The 4,735-nt window shown below is 40.8% G+C and carries 2 protein-coding genes; one reads left to right on the plus strand and one right to left on the minus strand.

Features of this window, described 5'->3' with window-relative positions; all coding sequences use genetic code 11:
• A partial coding sequence (locus K1X56_14865) for a WG repeat-containing protein (GenBank protein MBX7096000.1) occupies positions 1-2,025 on the minus strand: 2,025 nt, incomplete at its 3' end.
• Positions 2,026-2,088: 63 nt separating this feature from the next.
• Between K1X56_14865 and K1X56_14870 the strand changes: the two genes are divergently transcribed.
• Positions 2,089-4,735, plus strand: a 2,647-nt coding sequence (locus K1X56_14870) for a hypothetical protein (GenBank protein ID MBX7096001.1), incomplete at its 3' end; no start/stop codon positions are given.

The raw sequence follows: 4,735 nt of genomic DNA on the forward strand, positions 1-4,735 counted from the left end.
TAGAATTATTTGTTGCGTTTCGGTTGAATAAACACCGTATAAATAATCCAGTCGTACACGTAAAAAGTTTTCACCTAACCAATCGAATGCCGAATACATTTCGGGAATTACGATTTTGTTTTTGTAATACAATCCACATTGTCCCCCATTGCAAACTTCAAAATAATCTGATCCTAAAACACGGATATCTGTATACTGAAAAGGAACCCATTCTTCGCCATGTGGATCCAAAACGCCGTAGAAATTATTGATTCGTCCCACCAAATTATTTTCTTCTCCCACTTTTATGAGTGTATCAAACGACTCGGGGCGAATACGTTTTCCGCGATGATCCAGGAGGACATACCGCACTCCCACCAATGCTTCTTCCTCTACCTGAATAACATTACCGTTTAAATCAAATCCTTCTCGTTTATACCTTATCTTTTTTCCACCGAGTGATGCAATGATAAGCGGACAGTTTTCTTCAATCGAATCGGAATCATCTTTCTTCAGTAGTTCCATTCCCGAATAAATCATGTCTGAATGAATGGAATCGCGCTGATTAAAAAAACCAAATTTTCCCTGATCATTTCCTTTTATCACAAATAAATTTCTTTCGCCATCGCAAAAAGAAAAATCGGGCAGAACAGAATTCAACTTCTCCTTCGGAAACAACAATTTGCCGTCATACAAAAGATTCATTCGTCCATTTTTCCCTACCATCATTAAGGAACTTGATCTGGCATCGTCGGAATAATTATTACTGGAATAAAAGGATACATCGACGATAGAATCGTAAGTTCCTTTTAATCGCTTTCCATCGAGCTGATAAATGGTCCAGTCCTGCTTACTCTCTTTGTAGCGACTTAAATAAGATGAATACGCATCCGAATTCATTTCGTAATAAGCCGGCGTTATCACTTTGGAATTGTTCTTAAAGACATTAAAGCCCTTCACATCAACTTTTCCCTTGCTTGGTTTTAAAATAATTTTTCCCTGAAGATCCGCAAATCCGAATTTTGCATTTTGGTAATACTCCATCTCGCGGTTCATCACCTCCTGGTGTGGAGTCAACTCCATATCGATGTAATAATACAGGGTATCGGTATATACTTTCATTTTCTTTTCTCCGCCTTCTACCAGAATATAGCCATACTGTACAGGAATAATTTCATTGTAATGCGAAGCTAAAATCGTCTTTCGGTCCAGATCGATAATTCCTTTTTTCCCGTTTTCCTCAATTAAAATGGACCGTGGTTTTTGTGCCTCATCATAGATAACTTCAAAGAAAGGATAAACCGGTGGAATGAACTTTTGCATACCCGAATCGAGATAACCGAAATGGGATTCGGAACCAAAAATGGCGCCTTCCATGGAGATGGAGGTTGACAACAACCAACCATGATCCAGTTCAGTGGCAGCGGCTACCTCCTCAATGAATATTCCGGTATAGGGACAGAATAAAAAATTTCCCGTATTCGTGGTAAACAATAATGGCGTTCCTTTTTTAAATCGTGTAAAGTCAGGAATAGAATAATAAGAGCCCTGGATTCCGGTCCCCAATAAATCAATCCAACCCTGATCGTAATATGCGGTACTGTTCAGGCTATCGGACGGTATTATAAGACTATGGATGTATTGAAGGTTCCTGATTCCCTCCCGCAAAAGTTTACCATCGCAGGAAAGCAAATCTGCATCCATTTCTGTACGACGTATAAAATCCTTGTAAAAGGAAGGCAAATCCCCCGTGTTTTCATCCTGAAAAATTTCCAGACTATCGTACCGAACCGATTTAATTCCCAAAAAGCAAACTGTTGACGAGGGATCATCATCATCGCTGATGGGTAGGATCTCACGGTAAAGCGATGGTTCTATTATCCAGTTCCCCTCCCGGGTCTGAATTCCTTCCTTCCCGTTTTGCGCGACTATGGTTAAACGATCGTGACATATGGAAAAACAGTATTTCTGTGCAAATAGCGTTTCACCCTGCACCCCAATCAAAAAAAAGATCAGTATTCGCACCCAATTCACCTTCTGCAGCATCAATTTTTAGTATTTTGCATCGTTCAGAAAAATAAATGTTTTATCCTTCTGTTCCAACGACGAATGAGATCTTTTGTTGCACTATTGATGTTTTTGAGTGTATCGCTGAGCGCCTACACCCAGGAATATGCTCCATTAATACGGAATTACGGTCCACGCGATTACGGTAAAAAGCAAACTCCCAATAATTACAATATCATTCAGGACGACCGCGGAATGATCTACGTAGGTAATACCGGAGGTGTGCTGGAATTTGACGGCACCGGATGGCGATTTATTCCTGTAGTGCAGGGTGCCTATGTGAGTGCCTTGTGCATGGATGAAAACGGAATTATCTATGTAGGCGGATCCGGATTTATCGGAATGATAGCACCCGATAAAAATGGTGATATGGTGTTTAGTAGTCTGGTTGGATTAATCCCCGATGAACTTCAAACTTTTGGACTCATTTTAAGAGCACATTCCACTTCTGAAGGAATATTTTTTCAAGGCATTCAGTACCTGTTTCAATATAAAAACGGAACCATAAGCTCTTATCCGGCTACGGACTCCTATCATTTATCGTTTACCTGCAATTCCACGTTTTATGCCCGCGATCGTGGTGAGGGGTTAATTTCAATTGAACAAGGAAAACGAAAAGTAATTTCTGCCGACACCCTTTTTCTGGATAACGGAATTTTCGGAGTTCTGCCCTGGAATGAGAAGCAAGATTTAATCGTCGTCCGCGAAAGAGGATTTTATCTGCTGAATAAAACAAATTCTAAAATTGACATTCTGAACAATGATCCTTCTTTGTTTTCCATATTGGATATTACGGATGTAGTTCCGGTTAATCACCACCATATTTCATTTGCAGTTTCAACCCAATCACATGGTATATTTTTGTTCAATGAGCAGGGAAAAGCATTACGGCAAATCGACCGCCGATCGGGATTAAGTACGGATGATATCACAAAGTTAATTGTAGACCGCAGCGGAAATCTCTGGGGTGTTTCTCCTTCGGGATTTCATTTTATCCGCATCGATAGTCCGTTTGAATATTATAACCGTCAACATGGTCTCGATGGTGAAGTTGAATCCATTGCCCTGAAGGACGGAAAAATTCTGGTGGGAACCAGCAATGGTTTATTCATTTCCGGAAATTCAGAATTGCGTTTATTCGAATCATATCCGGGAATTAAATCGCAGGTATATGAGGTACGTAGTTTTGAAGACAAAAATCATCAAGCATTTTGCCTGATTGCATCTGCGGATGGATTATTCATTTACCAAAACAATCAATTGCGGAAAATTAGTCACGATATCTTTAACGCTTCCTACTACGATGCTTCCAACCAAACCATTCTTGCTATTGGCGGAAATGGAATTTATAGCTTTTCTTACCCTTCAGGAACCTTAACGCAATTGAACCGGAGTGGAATTGCAAGAGGATTACGAATTGAAAAAGACAAATTGCTTTCTACCGCAACCCAATCTCAATTCTGGATTGGCACAACTACCGAAGGTGTGTTTAAAATCAGAATGGGAATTGACGGAAGGTTCAGTGTAGATAATTACACCACGATGGATTATTTGTCGGATGGTTATGTTCGTCCATTTCCCTACCGCGAAGAAATAGTTTTTGCAACAGCCACCGGGTTTCAATATTTCATTAGCGAAGAGGAAATCCGTGCCCAGCTCGATGATTCCCTCAAAGGAAAACCTGAATTTGAACGTGGCTATTTCGACTACCTCTCGCTGCTCGATTCCAACTGGCGGAGCGCAATTACCTCCATTGCGGTGGATAAAAAAAATGGAGCCTGGATGGTGGTCGACAATTCCATTCTTCATCTGGAATCGGATGGTAAAATTGACACGCTCACCTTTAAAGAAGTGGATTTGGGAATGATCAATGCCATGGAGTATAGTCCCAATGGTTTCCTCTATATCGCAGGGTCCAACGGCATTGTAAAATACGATCCCCGATTCGAAGGTCGCGATAGAAACCGGCACCCTGTTCTTATCCGTGAAATCAATTCTGCCAACGGAAAATTCACGTTTAAAGGTTCATTTGGAGATTCACTGGCGCGTATCAATGCACAAAACGAAAGCTCCATTCCCCAATTGAATTATAGTGAAAATGCATTGCGCTTCCGGTATGCTTTTCCATCCTATGAAAGTCCGCAAGCTCCCCTCTACTCCACCAAGCTCGAGGGTTACGATGAAAACTGGAGTGAATGGTCCACCGAAAATTCCATTTCCTTTACCAACCTCCACGAAGGTGAATATGTTTTCCGAGTTAAAGCCAAAACAATTTCCGGAGAAGAAAGCACCGAAAATGAATTTCGTTTTATCATTCTCGCTCCCTGGTACCGTACCATATGGGCTTACCTCACCTATGCTTTAATTTTAATTATCCTCGTTTACATTTCCATTCGCATTGCATCCTATCGTTTAAAACAAAAAAATATTCAACTCGAAAACATTGTTCAGCAACGCACCGCTGAAATTGCACAACAAAACATCGAGCTGGAACATCGTAATGCGGAGATTCTACATCAGAAACAGGAAATCACCGACTCTATTACCTATGCAAAACGAATTCAGGAAGCCATTTTACCTATTCGCGCAGAAATTCTGCTGCACTTGCCGGATTCGTTTGTATTGTTTAAACCTAAGGATATCGTTTCGGGCGACTTTTTCTGGTTTCACCACAGTGGTGAAGCAAGCA

This window comes from Flavobacteriales bacterium, assembly GCA_019694795.1.
Classification (GTDB): Bacteria; Bacteroidota; Bacteroidia; order Flavobacteriales_D; family UBA2798; genus UBA2798.